21 protein-coding genes are annotated in these 20083 nt (G+C 33.3%); 11 read left to right on the forward strand and 10 right to left on the reverse strand.

The genetic code is table 11. The features are described 5' to 3' along the window. Window positions 1-2: 2 nt before the first annotated feature. The 3 genes from LG649_RS08615 to LG649_RS08625 are packed head-to-tail and all read right to left on the reverse strand — an operon-like array spanning window position 3 to window position 2918. Window positions 3-1208: a DUF4350 domain-containing protein gene (locus LG649_RS08615; protein WP_226543349.1), complete on the reverse strand. Its 1206-nt coding sequence runs from the start codon at window positions 1206-1208 to the stop codon at window positions 3-5. After that, window positions 1205-1933 carry a hypothetical protein gene (locus LG649_RS08620; RefSeq protein ID WP_226543351.1) on the reverse strand — a complete coding sequence of 243 codons (729 nt, stop codon included), beginning with the start codon at window positions 1931-1933 and terminating at the stop codon, window positions 1205-1207. The genes LG649_RS08615 and LG649_RS08620 overlap by 4 nt, the downstream gene beginning before the upstream one ends. Then, window positions 1920-2918 (reverse strand): stage II sporulation protein M, encoded by a 999-nt coding sequence (locus LG649_RS08625; RefSeq protein ID WP_226543353.1) that lies wholly within the window; start codon window positions 2916-2918, stop codon window positions 1920-1922. Before LG649_RS08625 ends, LG649_RS08620 begins: the two co-directional genes overlap by 14 nt. A 25-nt stretch (window positions 2919-2943) precedes the next feature. On the opposite strand from LG649_RS08625, the gene LG649_RS08630 reads away from it, so the two are divergent. The 3 genes from LG649_RS08630 to LG649_RS08640 all read left to right on the forward strand — a co-directional run bounded on the left by LG649_RS08630 (window position 2944) and on the right by LG649_RS08640 (window position 5578). Beyond that, window positions 2944-3663, forward strand: coding sequence for an RDD family protein (locus LG649_RS08630; protein ID WP_226543354.1), 720 nt, complete (start codon window positions 2944-2946; stop codon window positions 3661-3663). Window positions 3664-3975: 312 nt separating this feature from the next. Further along, window positions 3976-4581, forward strand: a complete 606-nt coding sequence (locus LG649_RS08635; protein WP_226543356.1) for a trimeric intracellular cation channel family protein — start codon at window positions 3976-3978, stop codon at window positions 4579-4581. 109 nt (window positions 4582-4690) lie between these two features. After that, the gene (locus tag LG649_RS08640; RefSeq protein WP_226543357.1) at window positions 4691-5578 is read left to right on the forward strand and encodes a sugar phosphate isomerase/epimerase family protein; all 888 of its coding nucleotides are present in this window, start codon (window positions 4691-4693) and stop codon (window positions 5576-5578) included. A 6-nt stretch (window positions 5579-5584) separates the two neighbouring features. On the opposite strand, the gene LG649_RS08645 is transcribed toward LG649_RS08640, so the two are convergent. After that, complete coding sequence (locus LG649_RS08645; protein WP_226543359.1) at window positions 5585-6274, reverse strand: peptidylprolyl isomerase; 690 nt, start codon at window positions 6272-6274, stop codon at window positions 5585-5587. A 2-nt stretch (window positions 6275-6276) separates the two neighbouring features. Here LG649_RS08645 and LG649_RS08650 point away from each other — a divergent pair, with 2 nt between their 5' ends. The 4 genes from LG649_RS08650 to LG649_RS08665 all read left to right on the forward strand — a co-directional run bounded on the left by LG649_RS08650 (window position 6277) and on the right by LG649_RS08665 (window position 10846). Further along, window positions 6277-6918 (forward strand): NUDIX hydrolase, encoded by a 642-nt coding sequence (locus tag LG649_RS08650; RefSeq protein ID WP_226543361.1) that lies wholly within the window; start codon window positions 6277-6279, stop codon window positions 6916-6918. A gap of 50 nt (window positions 6919-6968) precedes the next feature. Beyond that, window positions 6969-7766, forward strand: a complete 798-nt coding sequence (locus LG649_RS08655; RefSeq protein WP_226543363.1) for a lysophospholipid acyltransferase family protein — start codon at window positions 6969-6971, stop codon at window positions 7764-7766. A 190-nt stretch (window positions 7767-7956) separates the two neighbouring features. Then, a complete protein-coding gene (locus tag LG649_RS08660) occupies window positions 7957-10275 on the forward strand; it encodes a type IA DNA topoisomerase (RefSeq protein ID WP_226543365.1) in 2319 nt (772 codons plus the stop codon). Then, a complete protein-coding gene (locus tag LG649_RS08665; RefSeq protein ID WP_226543367.1) occupies window positions 10268-10846 on the forward strand; it encodes a pseudouridine synthase in 579 nt (192 codons plus the stop codon). The genes LG649_RS08660 and LG649_RS08665 overlap by 8 nt, the downstream gene beginning before the upstream one ends. A gap of 149 nt (window positions 10847-10995) precedes the next feature. On the opposite strand, the gene LG649_RS08670 is transcribed toward LG649_RS08665, so the two are convergent. The 4 genes from LG649_RS08670 to LG649_RS08685 form a co-directional block, all read right to left on the reverse strand. Then, a complete protein-coding gene (locus LG649_RS08670) occupies window positions 10996-11631 on the reverse strand; it encodes a hypothetical protein (RefSeq protein ID WP_226543369.1) in 636 nt (211 codons plus the stop codon). 6 nt (window positions 11632-11637) lie between these two features. Next, window positions 11638-12132, reverse strand: coding sequence for an RNA polymerase sigma factor (locus LG649_RS08675; RefSeq protein ID WP_226543370.1), 495 nt, complete (start codon window positions 12130-12132; stop codon window positions 11638-11640). Window positions 12133-12243: 111 nt separating this feature from the next. Beyond that, window positions 12244-12609, reverse strand: coding sequence for a fluoride efflux transporter CrcB (gene crcB / locus LG649_RS08680; protein ID WP_226543372.1), 366 nt, complete (start codon window positions 12607-12609; stop codon window positions 12244-12246). A gap of 3 nt (window positions 12610-12612) precedes the next feature. Then, on the reverse strand, window positions 12613-13644 hold the full coding sequence (locus LG649_RS08685) for an SRPBCC family protein (RefSeq protein WP_226543374.1): 1032 nt from the start codon (window positions 13642-13644) through the stop codon (window positions 12613-12615). A 540-nt stretch (window positions 13645-14184) separates the two neighbouring features. On the opposite strand from LG649_RS08685, the gene LG649_RS08695 reads away from it, so the two are divergent. Further along, window positions 14185-14571, forward strand: a complete 387-nt coding sequence (locus tag LG649_RS08695; protein WP_226543377.1) for a nucleoside triphosphate pyrophosphohydrolase family protein — start codon at window positions 14185-14187, stop codon at window positions 14569-14571. A gap of 88 nt (window positions 14572-14659) precedes the next feature. Here the strand turns inward: LG649_RS08695 and LG649_RS08700 are convergent, their stop codons facing one another. After that, window positions 14660-15718, reverse strand: a complete 1059-nt coding sequence (locus LG649_RS08700; protein ID WP_226543379.1) for a branched-chain amino acid aminotransferase — start codon at window positions 15716-15718, stop codon at window positions 14660-14662. Between the two features lie 102 nt (window positions 15719-15820). Between LG649_RS08700 and LG649_RS08705 the strand changes: the two genes are divergently transcribed. The 3 genes from LG649_RS08705 (at window position 15821) to LG649_RS08715 (ending at window position 18296) form a co-directional block, all read left to right on the forward strand. After that, window positions 15821-16324: a DUF4920 domain-containing protein gene (locus LG649_RS08705; RefSeq protein ID WP_226543381.1), complete on the forward strand. Its 504-nt coding sequence runs from the start codon at window positions 15821-15823 to the stop codon at window positions 16322-16324. Between the two features lie 6 nt (window positions 16325-16330). Continuing rightward, a complete protein-coding gene (gene mnmD / locus LG649_RS08710; RefSeq protein WP_226543383.1) occupies window positions 16331-17128 on the forward strand; it encodes a tRNA (5-methylaminomethyl-2-thiouridine)(34)-methyltransferase MnmD in 798 nt (265 codons plus the stop codon). Between the two features lie 262 nt (window positions 17129-17390). Continuing rightward, the gene (locus LG649_RS08715; protein WP_226543385.1) at window positions 17391-18296 is read left to right on the forward strand and encodes a TIGR01777 family oxidoreductase; all 906 of its coding nucleotides are present in this window, start codon (window positions 17391-17393) and stop codon (window positions 18294-18296) included. Between the two features lie 63 nt (window positions 18297-18359). Here LG649_RS08715 and LG649_RS08720 read toward each other — a convergent pair whose 3' ends face one another. Further along, entirely contained in the window at window positions 18360-20051 is a 1692-nt protein-coding gene (locus LG649_RS08720) for an alkaline phosphatase D family protein (RefSeq protein ID WP_226543387.1), read from the reverse strand. Between the last annotated feature and the right edge of the window lie 32 nt (window positions 20052-20083).

A 20083-nucleotide genomic window follows, 5' to 3' on the forward strand; every position in this document is an offset into this window, starting at 1 on the left:
AATTATTTTGTGTAAAATGCTTCAATTTGGCGGTTTAACTTAATTAAGTTTTCTTCAAAAAACTCATTTTTACTTCGTAACCAATTTATATAATTTATAAGCGGTTTAATGTCTTCTTTTTTCTTGCCTGTTTTAGCGCTTAATTTTGTTAAAAAAGCATCATCTAAAACAGTAGTATTTATATGATAATCGGTTCGAATGCGCTCTAAAAAATAGGTGATTTTTTTATCGACTATATTTTTATAATCTTGAGTTTCTAAATATAAATTAGACACTGTTTTTACAAAACCAACAGTTGTGTTTTGCAGCGGTTTTATAATTTTAATGATGCGTTGGCGACGTTTAGCATTAAAAATCATAAATAAGATACCAAAAATTATTGAGGTATACCAAGCCCATTTAAAAGCGGGCTGTTGTAAAAACCAACTTAAATTCGATTCTTTTTCTACATCGGCAGTATAGCGCGTTTGTATTTTTGTATAAGAGTCGAAATAAATATCATCATCTGGTAAATACGATATTAAACCTTCAACGTATTTGTAGCGGTTGTTTTTTAAAATATTGTAATTGGTAAATACCTTGGGTTCGGTATGTAAATACACTTGACCTTTACCAAACGGCACTTTTATAAAATTAACAAAGTTTTTATCGATTTTAGAATGCCCTAAAACGCTGTGATTAATGCTATCGAAATAAGAGAAATACTGCATAAAAGCACTTCTGTCGGTCTTTATATTTTTAATATCCAGATACTTTAAGGAGTGATAGGTAATGCTATCTTTTTCGTTATTTAAATAATCAATGCTAACATCTAAAGTATCGTGAAACTTTTGCGGAAATACATAATCTGATAAAAAAAGTGTATTGCCATTATCAACAAAATTTAAAAGTTCGTCAATAGATTTTTCGCTTAAATAATCGGTATTACCAATTATAATGTAGTTTCCTTTTGCGGTATGGTCGCCATAGCCATCCTCAGAATTGGCTTGTAAATAACTGTCGGGTTGATGGTAAATGGTTCTTATTTTACGGTCTTTGAATAAGTTATTTAATTCTTTGTAGAAAATACTGGTGTCATAAGGTTTGTTACTTCTTTCGTTAAACGATTCTTCCCAATCTACGGTGTGCGTAACTTTTACGCCCATAAAAAATACGCCAACAATAATTATGGCCGCCAAAACAAGTATTATTGGTAAGGCCTTTTTCATTGATTTATGGTGTTTAAAAGGGTTTCAAAATTATCTTTGGCTTTGCTGTATTGTGCTGTATTTACAGGGAATTCACCATACCAAATGTAAGTGTACAAATAAGATGTGTATGAAAATTGTTCACTAAATGGTTTTTCTGAAATTTCGTTATAATACTCACTGTTAGTTTTGTCGTCTTCAAATTTTATGTAGTTTTTTAAACTGAGTTGTTTAAGAACTAACAAGTAATAATACCGAATAGCTAATCTGAAATTATTGTTGTTTTCAGCATTTTTTATAAGTGATTTTATATCGGCAGATTCAATATTTTCGGCAGTGATATCTTCAGAATAATTAACTTTTTTATGGTTTCTGGACGTAAATAGGTTAGAGCTACCATCGTTAACTAAAATATAAGCTAAAAATATAACCGCAAATGCAATGGCTATATAAAAGATTAAATTTAGAGGTTGTGTATTGAAGGATATAAAACTAGAATCTTCTTCTTCCTCTGTTTTTACTTTCTCTTCATTATATGCTTCGTATTCACCAGAACCAGATTCGGTATAACCAATAAATTCTTCACCTTCATAATTATATTTATCACTAGAATAACGCGATTTAAAATCCTCGTCAAATTTGCGTAATTGTTCTGGTTGCTGAATAATTTCAGAGCAATATAGCGGCTGAAAACTATGAAGCATCAACACACAAATAATTAAAGTATGTAATTTAAATAAATTCAAATGATGCGTTAGTTGTTTGGGGGCTTTTAGTAATTTGTTTTTGAATTTTAAAAGGATAAATAAGATAGTAATATGAAATAAAGCCTAAGGTTGATAAAATAATACCAACCGATAGCCAATGTGGCATAATGTTAGAATATCGTGTAATAAAGCCTTCTAAAAACCCTGCACAAAAGGTAAATGGGAAGGTGCTAATTAAAATTTTTATTCCGGTTTTTGCACCGAGCTTAAATGATGTATATCGCGAATGTGTACCCGGAAATAAAATGCTAGCACCTAAAATTAATCCAGCGGCGGCTTCAATAACTATGGCAAAAATTTCCATAGAGCCGTGTATCCAAATACCACGGACACTTTCCCAAAAAACACCTTTATCGTAAAAAAAGTATTGAAACGAACCTAACATTATACAGTTTTTAAACATAATATAAAGGGTGCCAATACCTAAAAATACGCCTAAAACAAAAGCAATAATACCTACCTTAAGGTTATTAATAGTAATACCAATAAAACTACCCCAATTACTTCCGCTTTTGTAGACGGCTACTGGGTCGCCAGCTTCAATATTTTCAAGCGACATATTAACGTAATCGTCGCCTAAAATAGATCGTACAAATTCCCCGTCGTTAGCTGCAGAAATGGCACCAATAAATGTGAATGCAAAAAATATAATAAATGCAACATAAATAAACTTGCGGTATTGGTAGCAAATTAAAGGTACTTCGGTTTTCCAGAATCTAAATATTCGATTGGTGTCTTCGGCTTTAGTTTTATAAATTTTTTGGTAGGCTTTTGCAGCAAGTTGATTTAAATATACAATGACCTTACTTTTAGGGTAATAGGTTTGTGCGTAAGCCAAATCGTTTATAACGTGAATGTATTGCGAAGCAAGTTCATCGGCATCTTTAAAATCATTATTAAAGATAGCTTTTTCAAAACTTAACCATTTTTCCTTATTTTGCTTAATAAATGCAACTTCCCTCATAATTGGTTATAAATTAAATTATAAAATGTCAGAGTTACAAATTAACACTACTCAAAATGTAAAAATTTCGTTCAATGCTGCAGGTGGTGGAGAACGTTTATTGGCTTTTGTTATAGATAATGCTATAAAAATCGGGTATATGATGCTTTTGGGTTATACTGTTGGTGCCTACCAAAACATGGATCAATGGTCACAAATTGCCATTAATACCGTATTAAGTTTTCCAGTTATGTTTTATACATTAGCTTTGGAATCTTTTTTACAGGGGCAAACAATTGGCAAACGTTTACTAAAAATAAAAGTGGTTAAAATAGATGGTTACCAAGCCACATTTTCCGATTATGCGGTGCGTTGGTTCTTTAGGGTAGTAGATGTTTATATTTTTGGTTTAGGTTTTTTTGTTATGCTTTTTAATAAAAAAACACAGCGTTTAGGTGACATGGCTGCAGGAACAGCAGTTATAGCGTTAAAAGATAAAGTAAACATAAAGCATACTATTTTAGAAAACTTGTCTGAAGATTATAAACCAAGTTACCCAAGTGTTATAAAGTTATCTGATAATGATGCGCGTATTATAAAAGAAACGTTCATAACAGCAAAAGCATCAAAAGATTACCCAACGCTTATAAAATTACGTTCTAAAATTATGAGTGTAATGGGGTTAAAATCCATGAAACATAAATCGGATATAGAATTTATAGATACCATTCTAAAAGATTATAATTTCTACACCCAAAATATGTGAGCAGAGAACCACATTTTTCAAGTGTAACGCAGAAAAATGTGTGTGAATCGCTCATCCCAAACTCGTTTTGGGATCTTTAAATAAAAGTAAGCAACAATAAAATATTAAGTTTCAAGTCAATTTTAAAGATTTCAAGTGTAATGCAGAAAAATGTGTATAAATCGCTAAACCCGAACAAGTTTTGAGATCTTTAGATTTAAGTTACAAAACGAAAAAATATATTAATATTTTTAGTCTTACTATTTTTAAAACATAACAAATCAAAAAAAACATTTTCATTAGTTTAGCAACCTAAATTAACAACCAAATGTAATGTTTTATACCATCGACATTTTAGGCACCATTGCATTCGCTATTTCAGGCGTTTTGGTAGCCATGGAAAAAAAAATGGATTTGTTTGGCATTCTTATAATTGCTTTTGTAACAGCCGTTGGTGGCGGTACATTACGCGATTTACTAATTGGAGACACACCAGTAAGTTGGATGAAAGACATCACATACACCTACGTCATTATAGCATCAGCAATTTTTGCTATAACCTTTAAAAGCAAAATAAATTATTTACGAACCTCACTGCTGTTGTTCGATACCATTGGTATAGGTTTGTACACCTTAATAGGTATAGAGAAAGGCATAAATGCCAATTTGCATCCCATAATATGTATAGCTCTGGGTACCATGACGGCGAGTTTTGGCGGTGTAATTCGCGATATTCTGTGTAACGAAATACCTGTAATTTTTCGCAGAGAAACCATTTATGCAACCACTTGTATATTAGGTGGTGTGGTTTATTTTGTGCTTGGTCAATTACCAATAGACAGTAATATTGTGTATATTGTTTCGGGTTTTGTAATAATAGTAACGCGTTTATTAGCGGTAAAATTTAAATTCGCTTTGCCTAACATTTATAATAATTAAAATAATTTGGGCGTTACCCCGCTTAAGGCGTGGTCGGGCTTTCCGTTACAATCTTTTGCTTAGGCAAAAGGATTTCCACTGCAATCCCTAACGCAATAATTAACTAAACATGAAATTTTTTAAAATCATTCAGCTTAAAAACCTCAAAGTATTTCTGTTTATATTAGGTGTCAGCTTCAGTGTAAATAGTCAAGAAAATGCAATAAAAATAAGCGAAGTTACGCCATGGTGCATTATTGGGTTCGATTCAAAAGATAGAACACCAGCCCAACGTATAGAAATGTTAAAACAATTTGGCTTTAAAAAATACGGATACAATCGTGGAAAAGCCGATTTTAGTTCCATGGCCGAAGAATTTAAATTAGCCAAACAAAATAATATAGAAATCACATCGGTATTTTTATGGTTAAACGCTCAACGCGATACCATTGGTAAATTAAGCGAGGCAAACACATTACTTTTAAATCAATTAAAAAAAGCACCTTTTAAACCTGCTATTTGGGTTAGTTTTAGCGATAATTTTTTTAAAGATTTAAATCAAAAACAATCTTTAGAGCGATCTACTAATATGATAAAGTATATAAAACAAAGAGCAGATGCTTTAGGTTGCAAAATAGCTTTATACAATCACGATGGTTGGTTTGGTAACCCGTTAAATCAGCTTGATATTTTAAAACTATTAAAAGATGATTCTGTTTCAATAGTTTATAATTTTCATCACGCACTAGAGCATTTAAACGATTTTAAAAATATAGCTAAACAAATAACACCACATTTATCTTATGTAAACTTAAATGGTGTTAAGCTGGAAGGCCCGCAAATTTTACCTATAGGTAAAGGCGATTACGAATTAAGTATGATTAAGGCGTTAATAAACGAAGGCTACCAAGGGCCTTGGGGTATTTTAGGTCATATAAAAACCGAAGATGTAGAGCAAGTACTAAAAAGAAACATTGAAGGTTTAAAACAAATAAACCAGCAATTAATAAAACCATAAAGCCGGTTACTCAATAATTTCAACCTTTTTAATATAAACATTTTTATTAGGCCAATCGGCTTCATCGGTTTCTACTCTCGATATTTTGTCGGCAACATCCATTCCGTTTATAACGCGACCAAACACCGTATAATCGCCATCTAAAAAATGTGCCCCACCTTTTTGCGTAACAATAAAAAACTCATAAGGCGAAGCGAGTTTGTAAGCATCTTCAATTTCACTACTTGGCATAGAAATGGTGCCTCTGTCGTGTTTAAATCCACGTTTAGTATCGGGGGGTAATAAATAAATACCTATTTCATTACGCTTATCTTGCGTTTTCGTGTCGTCGCTATTACCGCCTTGAATAATAAAATTATCAATAACCCTATAAAATTGGGTGTTATCAAAATAATTCTGTTTGGTTAAAAAAATAAAATTAGCGCGGTGGTATTTAGTTTCATTAAAAAGTAAAATATCAATGTTTCCATAATCGGTATAAATACGTACTTTATTTTCTTTATGTTTTTTATCATAATCCTGAAAAAAATACATAGCACTTTTAGTGGTAAGTTTTTTATTTGCCTCAGGCTTCGCTTTAATAGAATCTTGTTTTTCTAATACAACCGAGGCATTAATATTAGTTTTCTTTTTAGTTTCTTTATCTTCACAATTAAAAAAAATAATACAAACCAAAACTAGAGAGATAAAACGCATAAATGAATTTTAATGATTTTTTAATAGTGCTTTCAAAAATAAAAAATAAAGATTTATTAGGACAAGCATCGCAATTTAAAATGGTACCGCCCTTTAGGCAAGAGCTGTTAAAAAAGCAAAAACATCAAGTTAAAGAGGCAAAAAAAGCAGGAGTATTAGCCTTGTTTTATCCTGACATGCATAACAACACAAAATTCGTTTTAATATTGCGTAAAACTTATAAAGGTGTGCACTCCGCTCAAGTTGCATTTCCAGGTGGTAAATTTGAAGAAATAGATGCAAGCATACAACAAACAGCATTACGAGAAACTTTTGAAGAAGTTGGTGTACCTCAAAAAAGTATTTCTGTTGTAAGAGCTTTATCGCAAGTATATATACCGCCAAGTAATTTTAACGTGCATCCATTTTTAGCTTACACAACAGCCACTCCAAAATTTATTAAGGAAGAAAGCGAAGTAGAAGCCATTTTACAAATAAATGTAAAAGAATTTTTAAACGATAAGTCCTTGGTTGTTAAAACACTAAAAACATCTTACAGCCAAGAAGTAGAAGTGCCAGCCTTTTTATTAAACAAGCATATTGTTTGGGGGGCAACTGCCATGATGCTTAGTGAAATTAAAGACTTAATAAAACAGAGCCTGTAGTTACTTAGTTTTATTACATTTGTACACAAATTATTTTGAAGTGAGATTTTATGGGATTGTTTAAAAAAAATCCATTTGGGCATATTTTGTTCCTAAAAAAATGGCTTATTCGAATCATGGGAGGTATAACCCACAGACGTTTTCGTGGTTTTAACGAGTTACAAATAGATGGATCAGAAATAATAAAAGATTTACCAGATACAAATGTTCTTTTCATATCAAACCATCAAACCTATTTTGCCGATGTAGTAGCTATGTTTCATGTATTTAATGCAAGCCTAAGTGGGCGAGTAGACTCAATAAAAAATGTAGGTTACCTGTGGCATCCAAAGCTTAATATCTATTATATAGCTGCCAAAGAAACGATGCGAGCAGGTTTGTTGCCTAAAATTTTAGCTTATGCGGGCGCTATTCCAATCGAGCGTACATGGCGTTCAGCCGGAAAAGAGGTAAAACGTCAAGTAAAAATGAGCGACATATCAAATATAGGTAAAGCGCTCGACGATGGTTGGGTAATTACCTTCCCGCAAGGTACAACTACACCATTTAAGCCCATCAGAAAAGGAACCGCACACATTATAAAAAAATACAAACCCGTTGTTGTACCTATAGTAATAGATGGTTTTCGTCGCTCTTTCGATAAAAAAGGGCTTCGAATAAAAAAGAAAAACATACTACAAAGTATGGAAATAAAAGCGCCATTAGACATTGATTACGATAACGAAACCACAGAAGAAATCGTAAAAAAAATAGAATACGCCATCGAGCAACATTCGTCGTTCTTAAAAGTAATTCCACAAGAAGAAATAGAAGAACAAGAAAAGTTAAATAAACTACGCGAATGGTAAAAATTTAGGGCGTTCGGGCGGGCTTTCGGTAGTCGCTCTCTGCGAGGAGCTCCAACAATACCTCAATCCCTAACGCGAGCGTATTTGTTAAGTTTGTAACTTATAAATTGGTTAATAACTACTCATAAATCTGTTTTTAAAAACCTATTAAAATTTCTATTTTGCAACGCTAATTTTAATTAAGTTTTAAATGAAAGTTTGCATAGCAGAAAAGCCAAGTGTAGCGCGCGAAATAGCATCGGTTTTGGGAGCAAATACCAAACGCGATGGGTATTTCGAGGGCAATGGCTATGCTGTAACTTATACTTTCGGGCATTTATGCACGCTAAAAGAACCCAACGATTATAAACCATACTGGAAAAGCTGGGATTTAAATAACTTACCCATGCTGCCCGAAAAATTTGAGACCAAAGTGGTTTCAAACTCAGGGATAAAAAAACAATTTAAAATAGTAAAATCCTTATTTGATAAAGCCGATGTGGTTATAAACTGTGGTGATGCAGGGCAAGAAGGAGAACTTATACAACGTTGGGTATTAAACGAAGCCAATTATAAAGGCGAAGTACAGCGTTTATGGATTTCTTCATTAACTACCGAAGCCATAAAAGAAGGCTTTAATAAACTAAAACCCGCAACCGATTACGATAATTTATACTATGCCGGTTTTTCTCGTGCCATTGGCGATTGGCTATTAGGTATGAATGCTACCAGATTGTACACCGTAAAGCATGGTGGTTACAAGCAGGTATTATCGGTTGGCCGAGTGCAAACACCAACTTTGGCAATGGTGGTAAACAGGTTTAAAGAAATTGAAAATTTTAAACCACAACCCTACTGGGAATTACAAACCACTTATCGCGAAACACTTTTTAGCTACGAAGACGGCAGATTCACAAAAAAAGAAGAAGGTGAAGCCCTTGCTGCTAAAGTAAAAGAAAGTGATTTTACTATAGAATCCATCACCAAGAAAAAAGGAAAAGAATACGCACCAAAACTGTTCGATTTAACGGGGTTGCAAGTGTATTGCAATACAAAATTTGGACTTTCGGCCGACGAAACTTTAAAAATTGTACAGTTATTATACGAGCGTAAAGTAGTAACCTATCCAAGAGTAGATACAACGTTTTTACCTAACGATATTTATCCAAAAGTACCGGCAATACTTAAAAGCTTAACTAATTATGCAAGTTTAACGCAACCACTTTTAGGTAAAAAAATAAAAAAATCGAGTAAGGTTTTCAACGATAAAAAAGTTACCGATCATCATGCCATTATTCCAACAGGAATGCAAACCCAGTTAAACCCTGTACAGCAGCAAGTTTACGATATTATTGTAAGACGTTTTATAGCCGTTTTTTACGACGATTGTACCGTAGCAAATACAACAGTTATTGGTAATGCAGCAGAGGTGCTATTTAAAACAACAGGAAAAGAAATTTTAGATAAAGGTTGGCGTGTCGTTTTCGACACTTCGTCTGCGCTCAGTGTGACAAATGACAAAACCTTGCCATCATTTTCTAAAGGCGAAAAAGGGCCACACGAGCCTTCGTTTTTAGAAAAAGAAACCAAGCCACCAAACCAGTTTACAGAGGCCTCGCTATTACGAGCTATGGAAACTGCAGGTAAACAAGTAGATGATGATGAGTTGCGTGATTTAATGAAGGAAAACGGTATTGGTCGTCCGTCAACACGGGCAAATATTATTGAAACTTTGTTTAAACGCCAGTACATTAAACGTAATAAAAAACAAGTTTTGCCAACTGTAACAGGTATTGCTTTAATAGATACGATTCAAAATGAAATGTTGAAATCGGCAGAACTTACCGGGCAATGGGAAAAACAATTAAAAGATATTGAAAAGGGCGAATACAGCGCTGCTGCTTTTATAAAAAATATGAAGCGCATGGTTGATGCTTTGGTTTACGAAGTAAGAACCGAAACTAAACGCGCCAATATATCGCAAGCTAATGTAATTAAAAGCAGAAAGGCGAAAGAGACTAAGATTAAAAAAGCAGGAATTACTTCTGAAACTTGTCCGAAATGCAAAAAGGGAACGTTGCTAAAAGGGAATTCAGCCTACGGGTGTACGCAATACAAATCGGGTTGTAATTTTAAAATGCCTTTTAAAGTTTACGATAAAAAAGTATCGGAAAAACAGTTTATTAGGTTGTTGCAAAAAGGAAGTACTGTAAATTTAAAAGGATTTAAAACAGAAACAGGAACCGTTGAAGGCTTATTGCGTTTTGATGATCATTTTAACTTGAAGTTAGAACCCAAAAAAAACGCAACAAAAAAGGTTGCAGAAACTAAAACTGAAGCTACGAATACTAATACATGCCCAAAGTGTAAAACGGGAAATATTGTTAAAGGAAAAACGGCTTATGGTTGTTCGGCTTACAAATCGGGTTGCGATTTTAAAGTAACTTTCGAGGTGGTTAAAGCTAAAATTAGTGGCCAAAAACCAACCAAGGAGTTGGTTTATAAAATTCTGGGAGAAGCTTATGTGTAAGCATAGGCATTTTATTATCTATAAACCGTACCGCTTTTTAAGTCAGTTTAAAAGCAACGATTCCAAACAACAAAAAAAACATTTTTTAGGTGAATTACATGATTTTCCTGAAGGCACCATGGCGATTGGGCGTTTAGATGAAAAATCGGAAGGTTTATTGTTTTTAACCACTAACGGACAAACAAGCGATTATATAAATAGCCAAAAAGTAGAGAAGGAGTATTATGCTCAAGTTGATGGAGACATAACTCTTGAAGCTATAGAACAATTAAAACAAGGTGTAGAAATTGGTTTTAATGGTAAAAAGTATAAGACCAAACCCTGTAAAGTGTTTAAATTAGATGCTTTGCCAGAACTTCCTGAAACGACACAAAAAATACGTGATGATAGGCATGGGCCAACCTGTTGGATTTCGGTAACGTTAAACGAAGGCAAGTTTAGGCAGGTTCGAAAAATGACCTCGGCTGTGGGGTTTCCTACCTTGCGTTTAGCTCGCGTTCGTATTGGTAATGTTTTAATGGGTAGTATGCAACCTGGTGATGTTATTGAGGTTAGCAAGCTATTGCGTTAGGGATTGCAGTGAAAATCCTTTTTGCGAATGTTTAAAACAAAAAATTGGAAACAAAAAATAAAAGCATTTTAATATCTAAAATTTTGAAATAAGTTAAGAGCTATTCGCAAAAAGATTGCAACGTAAAGCCCGCCCGAACGCCCAAATTTTTAATCTTCTAGCTGTTTTAATTCGTTGTAATTTCGGTTTAAACGTTTTAATAAAAGGCCGTAAATAAGTTTGTAAAATAACCAGATTATACCAATAAATAATAGGGTTACTATTACAAAAATAGAATACATTATAACGAGCTGAGTAGTTTGTAAGTTGGCAATATTTTGTGAGATGTTAGAATCGTTATGTATGGCATAATAAAGCCCAATGCTAAATGAAACAGCGGCCATTATTAGGTTATAAAGCACGTAATATTTAATTACTCTTCTGGTTTTAATTATGCTTTCCATAAGTTTTTTAGCAGAATCTGTAACAGAAATAGACTTATAAGCTTTATAAAGCAAATAGATAAATAATATAATTATACCATAACTTACAAAGGTTAACACGGTAAGTATGGTGTCATTTTGGTAAAGAGTTTCTAACTTTTTTTTATACTCATCGGAATAAAATAAAGGAATGGCATTAAGGATAATCCAGAATACAAGTTCGGCAATGCTTACATAAAATAAGGTCTTTACAATAGAAGACGATTTTTTGTGCAGCATGGGGTAAATATCGTTTACCGATAGTTTTTTATGTTCGGGTTGGGTGGTGTTCCAACTTTTCTTTAATAAATCTAATTCATCCATAGGTTTTTACGGATTTAGTATAGCTTTTAGCTTGGTTTTTATTCGGTTCATTTTCACTCTAGCATTTACTTCGCTAATACCTAAAGTTTGGCTTATTTCTCTGTAATCTTTATCTTCTAGGTATAAGAAAACAAGAGCTTTTTCTATGTCGTTTAGTTTATGTACGGCTTTATATAGGGTTTTTAATTGTTGTTCTTCGGTATCATCATAATCTTCTGCTTTTATTTTAAACTCAACACCGCTATAATCTTGTGTTGTAACCTGTCTTTTAGATTTTCTGTAAAGTGTAATCGCGGTGTTTAATGCTACACGATACATCCAGGTGCTAAATTTTGAGTCGCCCCGAAATTTAGGATAGGCTTTCCAGAGTTGTATGGTTATTTCTTGAAATAAATCGTTGTGTGCATCGTAATTATTGGTGTATAACCTGCAAATTTTATGCGCAATATTTTGATGTTGTTCAAGTAATTCTACAAAACTATGTTCGAGTTCGGTTTTCAAATTGATGGTTTAGTTACTTATATGTAGTAGAAATTACAAATGTGTTACACTTTTTTTAAAAGTTTTTTAGTAAGGTTCAATTAGCAATTTTTCAGTTGCATGTGGTACATTTTATTTTACGAGAAACATACCTAAAAACACAGCTAAAAAACCTAAAACAAAACTGGCTATGGTATAAATAGCAAAGGTTAAAAAATCGCCTGATTTTAAAAATATGTGGTTTTCGTAAGCAAAGGTAGAAAAGGTGGTAAAGCCACCACAGAACCCGGTTGCTAAAAGTAGTGTTTGGTTTTGCGAGAGGCTATTGTTTTTTAAAGCGTAACCTAAAATTAAACCTATTAAAAAACTGCCTAAAATATTTGCTGCAAATGTGCCGTATGGAATTCCGGTTTGGGTATTATTAAATTGTTTCCCAATTAAAAAACGTAGTACGCTACCTGCACCGCCACCTAAAAAAACTAGTAAAAGTTGTTTCATGGTTTAATTTACGGGTTTTACTGCTATATATATTTGAGTAATCCAGTCTGCAGGGTTTGGTGTGTTGGTAGGATCGGTTTGGTAAACTTCTAACATGGGACCATTTTCAACAAATTCTAAATTGTTTTCTGGAATGTAAGTCATAGCGGTTTTCCAAGCTTCTTTTAAGTTTTTGTAATCGCCTTTTAATGTGGTTTTAACAGCGTTAAAAGGTTCCAGTTGTCCTGTTAGAATAGCGCTATCTGTTGTTATAACACGTTCGCTGGTTGGAATACAACATGAAAACATGGCTGTACCATTTTTTTCGTCCCATTTGTGATAGTAAACAAAAGGAGCACCTGCCATTTTTATATTGTTTTTAAATGCAAAAGCACTCACTTTTGGCAGCATACTTTGCATTTTGGTTTCAATTTCATCGATCTTACAAGATGTGGTGTTGTATAGATAATAACCACCACCATGTTGAGTAATACCATCTACCTTAATGCTGTATTTTTTCATTTCTGCTGTAGCAATACTATCTAATTTAAATAAACCACGATCGAAGTCTTTAGATGTGTTTTCTTCAATAGAACCCGCAAAGGTGGTGTACATTTTGGTCATAAAATCTTGTTTGCCGCTCATGGCCCAAGTAACCTTGGTACCTTCATTGGTGTTTTCGAAGGTCCAATTAATATCAGATTGAGATTCAAAAGGTTTTATAAAGTTTATTTTTTGGGTAATGCTTTTGTTTGCTTCAACATGTAAAGTTTTCATGTTGCCTTCACCTAAAATAGCACCATTCCAAGCGTAACTGGCATTAACACCAGTAGTGGTATCTCCATAAGTTAATGTGGCTTCAGGCTCTAGTTCAATCCAAGGAGAAAAATCTGGCCACGTTTTAAAGTTGTTAACTTTGTTAAATAGTAGTGCTGCAGGTGCTTTAATTACTCTGCTTCTGGAAAAACTAAAGGTATTGGGTTGCACAGCAATATATATAGCAACACCAATTATTGCAATTAAAAATAAAAATAAAAGGTACTTTAGGGCTTTCATTTATATAGGGATTGAGAGTTAAATATCTCAAATATAATCAAATTATAAATATGTTACAGAGTACCCTATATTTTTAGGAAATAAATAAAACGAACTTATATTTTATGGTTATGGCCTCGTTTTTTTGTTAACGCTAAATAATAGCAGTAGTAAATTTATTATTAATAGTAGACTAATGATTAATAAAACTTTCATATATGTTCTTTTTCTGATTGGTTCTTACACTTAGATGTGAAAGTTTGAAAAAGGTTGCGTTAAAATTTAAGTTTTTATTATAACTGTTATAATAAAAACTTAATGGCCGATATTAAGCCAATAAAAGCAATAAAAGCCAGAAGAATCCATAAGCTGCCTTTGTAAAAGCGTTTATGTATTTTTAAATCTTTTCGATATTGGTACCCAATAATAATTGCGAATACAATAAAAAATAAAATTCCGAAAACAATTTGGCCTTTACTAAACATACAATATTTTTATGCAAATTTAAATAAAACAAGATGAGATTTCCGCCTTAGCGGAAGTGAAAAATTAAAATTATTTATGAAAGATAAAATAGAAGCAGTAAAGGCATTTCATACTGCGTTTAAAATAGGACACAGAGAAACCCCAAAAGCCAACTTAGGTAAGTCTAAAAATACCTTGCGTTTTAATTTAATGAAAGAGGAGAACGAAGAGTATCTTGAAGCTGCAGAAAATAACGATTTAGTTGAGGTTGCCGATGCCTTGGGAGATATGTTGTACATTTTATGCGGTACTATAATTGAGCACGGTATGCAACATAAAATAGAAGAGGTTTTTGCAGAAATTCAAAATAGTAATATGAGTAAATTAGGAGAAAATGGCGAACCTATTTATCGAGAAGATGGTAAAGTGCTAAAAGGCCCTAATTACTTTAAACCTAATATTAAAGCCATTTTAGAAAAGTAAAAGGGAACATATTGTCATGCTGAACTGGTTTCAGCATTTCAAAAAACAAAGAGTATAAAAAAAGCAGCTAATTTAGCTGCTTTTTTCATTATTTAACTTGTACTCTCCAACCAAAAGGATCTTCACTTTTATTGGTTTGTATATCGGTGATGCGTTTCTTTAAAAAGCTAGCATAGGTAGTGTCTAGTTTAGGTAAATTGTAATCTTCACCTTTATAGCCAAAACCAGAAATAGGCGAAATAACCGCAGCTGTACCTGCGCCAAACATTTCTTTTAAATTGCCATTTTTAGCAGCTTCAACAACTTCGGCTACTTTAAGTGGTCTTACTTCAACGCTTATATTTTCAGCTTTAGCCAATTCAATAATACTTTTACGCGTAATCCCATCTAAAATACGGTCGCTTGTAGGACCAGTAATTAAAGTGTCGTTAATACGAACAAATATATTCATGGCGCCAGCTTCTTCAATGTATTCGTGGGTGTTATCGTCTGTCCAAATAACCTGTTGGTAACCTTTTTCTACAGCTAGTTGTGTTGGGTAAAATTGTCCAGCATAATTACCACCAGCTTTAGCGTAACCAACACCACCATTGGCAGAACGTGAATACTTTTCTTCAATTAATACACGAACTTCACCAGAGAAATAAGAACCTGAAGGAGCTGTGGCTATAATAAATTTGTATTCGTTAGCTGGTGATGCATGAAAACCTACACCTGAAGCAAAAACAAAAGGCCTAATGTAAAGCGAACTACCATCTTGGGTTGGTATCCAAGCTTCATCAACCTCTAAAAGCGTTTTTAAACCATCCATAAAATAATCTTCTGGTAACTCAGGAATGGCTAAACGTTTTGATGATATGTTTAAACGCTTAAAGTTATCTAAAGGGCGAAACAATAAAATATTGCTATCGGCATCTTTGTAGGCTTTCATACCCTCAAAAACCGATTGCCCGTAATGGAAAATTTTAGAAGCAGGATCTAAGCTAATTGGCGCATAGGGCACGACCTTTGGTGCTTGCCATTTACCGTCTTTAAAATCGCATTCTAACATATGATCAGAGAATACGCTTCCAAATTTTAAATTATTAAAATCTACTTCGTTTATTTTAGAGTTTTTTGTTTTTATAACCTCTATTGCGTTCGTCATAGCGTTCATAGCTTAAATAGTTTGAATAACAAATTTAGTTAAAAACGTTTTTAAAAAAGCGCTATCTTTACATAAATTAAATAAAATTGAAAAATTTATAACATGTCATACTTTAGACTATTAATAATTTGCGTTTTAGTGTTAATTTCTTGTAAGAATAAAAGTGAAGAAACAACAAAACAAGATAGCCAAATACCAGAGGTAACTTATGCGTCGTTTGGAAAAGAAATTATTGCAGATGATGCCATATCTAGTAAATCAATGGCACAACACTACCAAACCATGCAAGTTGGAGATAGTATAAATAGTAAAATGATAGCTAAAGTAACCGATGTTTGTCAGGCAAAAGGCTGTTGGATGACTTTAAACTTACAAGGCGACGAAGAAGTTATGGTGAAATTTAAAGACTATGGTTTTTTTGTGCCTAAAGATATTTCTGGTAAAGATGTTATAGTAAACGGAAAAGCTTTTGTTAGCGAAATTTCTGTTGAAGAACAACAACATTATGCAAAAGATGCTGGTAAAACCGAAGAAGAAATAGCTTTAATTACAGAGCCTAAAAAAACATTGTCTTTTGAAGCCGATGGCGTTTTAGTTGTACAATAGTAAGTTTTGAAACGCGAAATTATAATAACCGCCGATGGTTCAACAACCATTCATATTCCAGAATGGAACGAACAATACCATTCCAAACATGGAGCCATACAAGAAGCCTATCATGTATTTATAAAATATGGCTTAAATTACTTTCATGATAAATATTGTCATTCTGAACGCGTTACAGAATCTCACCCTATAGATGTCACTCCGAGCGCAGTCGAGTTTTACATAAAAGAAGATGGTGTCACTCCAAGCGCAGTCGAGGAGCATAAAAACATAAACAACTCCGTTTCTATCCTAGAAATAGGTTTCGGCACGGGTTTAAATGCATTTATAACCCTTTTTGAAGCTGAAAAACTAAACTTAAAAATAGATTATTTTGGTGTTGAAGGTTATCCAGTCGCGGTAAATGAAGTTGAAAAACTTAATTATGCTCAAGAAATTCAGAAATCCGAAGAAATTTTTAAAGAAATACATAAAGTGTCTTGGGAAGAAAAACATGACATTACACCATATTTTTCATTAGTAAAGCAAGAAAAATTTTTTGATGCCATTGAATATGAAAACGCCTTTAATATCATTTATTTTGATGCATTTGGAGCTCGTGTTCAACCTGAATTGTGGACAGAAGCAATATTTCAAAAAATGTATAAAGCTTTAAAAAATAATGGTGTTCTAGTAACTTATGCAGCAAAAGGAAGCGTGCGCAGAGCGATGCAGGCGGTAGGCTTTTTAGTAGAAAAACTTCCCGGTCCTCCCGGAAAACGTGAAATGCTGAGGGCAACGAAGCATTCACGCCGAATACCATGAAAGCGCTAAATGCTAAGGGCTACGAAGCATTCACGCTAAATTCATGAAGTATTAAATATAAAAATCAAAAAAAATGTAGCTTTTTGCTATAAATTAACTTAAACCTTTCCTAATATTAACTTTATTAGAGTGTATACTTGAGCTGTGAATGTTTAAGGTATTTAGTCTCTATACTTTAATAATCTCCATTTATAAACTGTTAAACCTTCTTTAAAAGCATAGTTAAGCCTTTAGCAATTTTGTAATTTTATAAAAAAAGGATATGCGAGTTTTAATTACAGGGGCAACAGGTTTGGTGGGAAACGAAATTGTAAAACTTTGTCGCGAAAAAGAAATTTTAATCAGTTATTTAACTACCAGTAAATCTAAAATAGAAAATAACGAAAACTACAAGGGGTTTTATTGGAACCCTAATACGGGTGAAATTGATGAAAATTGCTTCGAGAATGTTGATGTGATTATTCATTTAGCGGGAGCTACTATAGCAAAGCGATGGACGAAGAGTTACAAAAAAGAAATTTTAGAAAGCCGAGTTAAATCAACAGAACTAATTTACAATACGCTTATAAACATAGAGCATAGTGTAACTCAAATAATATCTGCAAGTGCTATTGGGGTTTACCCAGATTCGCAAACAAATTATTATAACGAAGATTATAAAACCCATACGGAAGATTCGTTTTTAACTAAAGTGGTTCATGTTTGGGAACAGGAAGTAGAAGCTTTTAAAAAGTTAGATATAGCTGTGGCTAAAGTACGTATAGGTTTAGTATTATCTGAAAAAGGAGGGGCTTTACCACAAATTATTAAACCCGCAAAAATAGGTTTAGCGGCTGCTTTTGGTACAGGTAAACAATGGCAGTCATGGATTCATATTACCGATTTAGCAAGATTATTTCTATATATTTTAAAATACCATTTAACAGGTGTTTTTAATGCTGTTGCGCCTAATGCTGTTACAAATAGAGAACTAACTAAAACAGTAACTAAAATACTAGAAGTTCCTTATTTTATGCCTAATATTCCTAAGTTTTTTATGAAATTGGTTCTAGGTGAAATGCATGTCTTACTTTTTGATAGCCAGAGAGTAAGCTCGAAAAAAATTGAAAACAAAGGGTTTAACTTTAAATTTAACTACCTAGAGCCCGCTTTAGTGGATTTGTTATAAATAAAAAGCCACACTTCAATTAGTTTTATGTGGCTTTTTTTAAGTTATTATAAAGTTTAATTTTTATGCATAAGTAATACTATGCCCTACCTCGGTTGTATAGGTTTCTGAAAGAATGGTGTTTACAAAAATCCATTCAGAGGTGACTTCGCTTTGCGTGTAGGTTGTTAAAAGAAAGCCACGTTTAGAAGCATCAAAATAATTTAAACCATCTACAAGGGTAGTTAAAGCGTATTCAAAACCAGCAAGGGCTTCAGGGTCTGTGCCAATAAAGCCTTCAAAACCAGGAGAACTAACACTAGATGTTGCTAATTCTATTCCAACGTCAATATTACCTTCTGTAAAAAGTGTATTACTCCACGCATTATGAGTATCGCCAGCGAGTGTAATAATTTTTTTATAGGCAAGAGCAGCATAAATAATTTCACGTTCAACAGGATAACCATCCCAAGCATCAAGGTTATAGGGTAATACTGTTGTTACACGAGCAGTTTCTTCCGCAGTTAATGTAGGGTCGTTGTTTAGCATGCGTACCTTAATGGTAACAAGCTCGGTTAATGTTTCATTAAAAGTAGAGGATCCAAAAGCTAATAGCATTTCGGCTGGAATATACATTTTTCCCATTAATACTTGCTGACCTAATACTTGCCATTTTGCCGAACTTGAAGTGATTTGATTAATTAACCAGTCGCGTTGTGTTGTGCCCAATAAGCTCCTGCTGGTATCGCTTATGGCTGTTTGGTAAGCCGCAGCATCAAACCCTGTAGCTGTAAAAAAATCGAAAATATCAAGTTGTTCATCTCGACCAATAATTCGAGTATCTAGCATAACAAGGTTAACCAAGTTACCCAAATTAAATGTACGGTAAATAAGTTCGTTGTTATTTTCATCTAACCTTGAAAATGGTAAAAATTCGCTGTAGGCCTGTAGTGCATGAGCTTTTCTAACTTCGTAGCTGCCCTCTGTGGCGTCATCATGGTTTTCTGCTCCATTTTTATACGCATCGTTAGCAATTTCATGATCATCCCAAACACAAATAAAAGGTTTTTTTTGATGGGCTAATTGTAATGAAACATCTTGTCTGTACTGTTTGTAACGAGTTCTGTAATCATCTAATGATAAAATTTCGGTAGCTGGTTCATGAAAGCGATCAAGAAAAGCATTTTCGTCGTTCGAGCCATAACCGCCTGCAGCATACTCATATAAATAATCACCTAAATGTACAATAATATCGGCATCAGAGTTTGCCATAGCATCGTAAACATTAAATAATCCAGCTTGATAGTTCGAGCAAGAACAAATGGCTAGTTTTAATGAGTTTGCATTATCTGGTAATGTAATGGTTTCACCAACGGCAGATATGGTTTTGTCTATTGTGTTTGCAAACCTGTAATACAGTTTTTGGTCAGCATCGAGTTCGGTTAATTGCACGGCAATGGTGTAATCTCTTGAGGCATCGGTGGTAATTTCACCATTTCTAATAACAGTATTAAACTCGGCATCGGTGGCAACTTCCCATGTAATGGTATGTGTTGCTCCGCTGTAGCGTGTCCAGATTATAACACTAGAACTTGTAGGATCGAAGCTTGCAATACCTTCAGTAAAAAAATCTAACGCATAATTTGTAGGGTCAATATTAAAGTTGATATCATCATCAGATTTGCAACTAATAAAGTTTGGAGCAAGCATTATGCCGCCGGCAGCCATTAAGGTTTTTTGTATAAAACTTCTTCTGCTATTGTTTTGTAATTTCATGTTTGTTTTTTGTTTGCATAAAATTCATGAAA

The sequence above is a fragment of the Neotamlana laminarinivorans genome (assembly GCF_020523925.1).
Classification (GTDB): Bacteria; Bacteroidota; Bacteroidia; order Flavobacteriales; family Flavobacteriaceae; genus Neotamlana; species Neotamlana laminarinivorans.

What these genes read in the sequence shown, in the direction of transcription:
- LG649_RS08615 (WP_226543349.1), bottom strand. Translation starts at nt 1,208, where the DNA reads ATGAAAAAGGCCTTACCAATAATACTTGTTTTGGCGGCCATAATTATT.
- LG649_RS08625 (WP_226543353.1), bottom strand. Translation starts at nt 2,918, where the DNA reads ATGAGGGAAGTTGCATTTATTAAGCAAAATAAGGAAAAATGGTTAAGT.
- LG649_RS08630 (WP_226543354.1), top strand. Translation starts at nt 2,944, where the DNA reads ATGTCAGAGTTACAAATTAACACTACTCAAAATGTAAAAATTTCGTTC.
- LG649_RS08635 (WP_226543356.1), top strand. Translation starts at nt 3,976, where the DNA reads ATGTTTTATACCATCGACATTTTAGGCACCATTGCATTCGCTATTTCA.
- LG649_RS08640 (WP_226543357.1), top strand. Translation starts at nt 4,691, where the DNA reads ATGAAATTTTTTAAAATCATTCAGCTTAAAAACCTCAAAGTATTTCTG.
- LG649_RS08645 (WP_226543359.1), bottom strand. Translation starts at nt 6,274, where the DNA reads ATGCGTTTTATCTCTCTAGTTTTGGTTTGTATTATTTTTTTTAATTGT.
- LG649_RS08650 (WP_226543361.1), top strand. Translation starts at nt 6,277, where the DNA reads ATGAATTTTAATGATTTTTTAATAGTGCTTTCAAAAATAAAAAATAAA.
- LG649_RS08655 (WP_226543363.1), top strand. Translation starts at nt 6,969, where the DNA reads ATGGGATTGTTTAAAAAAAATCCATTTGGGCATATTTTGTTCCTAAAA.
- LG649_RS08660 (WP_226543365.1), top strand. Translation starts at nt 7,957, where the DNA reads ATGAAAGTTTGCATAGCAGAAAAGCCAAGTGTAGCGCGCGAAATAGCA.
- LG649_RS08665 (WP_226543367.1), top strand. Translation starts at nt 10,268, where the DNA reads ATGTGTAAGCATAGGCATTTTATTATCTATAAACCGTACCGCTTTTTA.
- LG649_RS08670 (WP_226543369.1), bottom strand. Translation starts at nt 11,631, where the DNA reads ATGGATGAATTAGATTTATTAAAGAAAAGTTGGAACACCACCCAACCC.
- crcB (WP_226543372.1), bottom strand. Translation starts at nt 12,609, where the DNA reads ATGAAACAACTTTTACTAGTTTTTTTAGGTGGCGGTGCAGGTAGCGTA.
- LG649_RS08685 (WP_226543374.1), bottom strand. Translation starts at nt 13,644, where the DNA reads ATGAAAGCCCTAAAGTACCTTTTATTTTTATTTTTAATTGCAATAATT.
- LG649_RS08695 (WP_226543377.1), top strand. Translation starts at nt 14,185, where the DNA reads ATGAAAGATAAAATAGAAGCAGTAAAGGCATTTCATACTGCGTTTAAA.
- LG649_RS08700 (WP_226543379.1), bottom strand. Translation starts at nt 15,718, where the DNA reads ATGACGAACGCAATAGAGGTTATAAAAACAAAAAACTCTAAAATAAAC.
- LG649_RS08705 (WP_226543381.1), top strand. Translation starts at nt 15,821, where the DNA reads ATGTCATACTTTAGACTATTAATAATTTGCGTTTTAGTGTTAATTTCT.
- LG649_RS08715 (WP_226543385.1), top strand. Translation starts at nt 17,391, where the DNA reads ATGCGAGTTTTAATTACAGGGGCAACAGGTTTGGTGGGAAACGAAATT.
- LG649_RS08720 (WP_226543387.1), bottom strand. Translation starts at nt 20,051, where the DNA reads ATGAAATTACAAAACAATAGCAGAAGAAGTTTTATACAAAAAACCTTA.